The organism is Blautia sp. HCP28S3_G10, assembly GCF_052065235.1.
In the GTDB taxonomy this organism is placed as follows: Bacteria; Bacillota; Clostridia; order Lachnospirales; family Lachnospiraceae; genus Blautia_A.
On the sequence record NZ_JBQHUL010000086.1, the window covers coordinates 1 to 1,659 of the forward strand.

At 39.1% G+C, this 1,659-nt stretch carries 1 protein-coding gene; it reads left to right on the plus strand.

Translation table 11 applies throughout. The features are described 5' to 3' along the window. Positions 1-90: 90 nt before the first annotated feature. On the plus strand, positions 91-1,563 hold the full coding sequence (locus tag ACTNB8_RS16265) for an IS1182 family transposase (RefSeq protein WP_390427580.1): 1,473 nt from the start codon (positions 91-93) through the stop codon (positions 1,561-1,563). The last annotated feature ends 96 nt before the right edge of the window (positions 1,564-1,659 follow it).

The window sequence follows — 1,659 nt, forward strand, 5'->3', positions numbered from 1 at the left end:
AAGGGCACTGAAAAAGTCTGATTCCAAAAAAGAATTGGGCTTTTTTTAGTGGCCCTGTTATAATAGAATCATGAGGAAGGAGGTTCTGTCATGTTGAAAGATCATTCACAGTTACAACTATCATTATCACCCTATCAGGGAATTTACGATGCAGTCATTCCAGCGAATCATCTTTTGCGTAGAATTAAAGAAAACATAGATTTTAGCTTTGTAAATCCAATGCTTCGTAAACAGTATTGTGAAAATTTGGGGCGCCCGGCGAAGGAACCAGAGATGATGTTTAAACTACTTTTCCTGAAAAAACTGTACGATCTGTCCGATGAAGCACTGATTAGTAGTGCCCAAACAGATATGGCATATAAATTTTTCCTTGATCTGGATCCAGAAGCAAAAATGATAGATCCCAGTCTTCTGACAAAATTCAGAAAAACCCGCATTACGGAAGATATCCTAGAGGAAATGCTGAAAGAAACAATCCAGCAGGCTCTTGACAAAGGGCTGATCAAATCGGGTACTATTATTGTGGATTCCACCCACACAACGGCATCTGTCCGTGCGAAATCCCCCACACAAATCCTACGGGATATGAGTAAACAACTTCGGAAAGAGATTTATAAAAATGCTTTTGACTTATCAGAAAAATTTCCGGAGAAACCATCTTTGGAAGCAGGGTTGGACGAAGAGATCGCCTATACAAAGGAACTGCTTCAGGTTCTGGATGAAGGGATAGAATCTTGTGGAAACCAAAAGATACAGAAAATTTCTAAAAAGATGAAAGAGTTACTTGAAAACGAACAGATTAGAGAGATTCGCTCCAAAGATGATAAAGATGCACGGTTTGGTCACAAAACAGCGTCCAGTACGTTTTATGGGTATAAGAATCATCTTGCAATGACAGAAGAACGTCTGATTGCCGGGATAAGTGTAACAAATGGAGGAGCACCAGACGGACAGGAATTACCGCAATTGATAGAAGAAGCACAAAAAAATGGGATAAAAGTAACAGAAGTTATAGGGGATATGGCATATGTCAGCGATGATAATCTGGAAGCCTGTGGAAAAGAGATTGCACTGATTGCCCGAACGAATACAGCGGTAGCGGCCGCTGCAAATGGGAAACTTGAAGAAGGTTTCTGTTTCAATAAAGATGCAGGGATGTTGCAATGTCCTGCCGGAGAACTTTCTACACGTGTAGAAAAAAGGGCAGCCAAAAACGGAAACACCTATTTAAGATATATATTTAGCAAAGTTAAGTGCCGGAAATGTCCGCAAAGAGAAAATTGCCATGTAGGGAAATCAAATGCAAAAACACGAAGTTATAGCATCACGCAAGTAAGCGAGAAGAACTTGGAAAGGCTTAAATTTGAAGAAAGTGAATATTTCCAAGAGAGAATAAAGATCCGGCACAGGATAGAAGAAAAGAATGGAGAATTAAAAGAAGCCCACGGTTTGCGCAGAGCAGATTCAAGAGGGCTATTTGCTATGCATCTTCAAATGTATTTTACGGCATTTGCAGCAAATGTAAAACGAATTGTAAGATTAGAGGAATTGGCTATGGGGTAAACCATAGCGTTTTTTTGTAATATAATTAGAAATTACAAGAAAAATTATAAAAGAAGAACTCCCACCTTAAAAAAATGGGAGTTTTTCAGTGCCCTT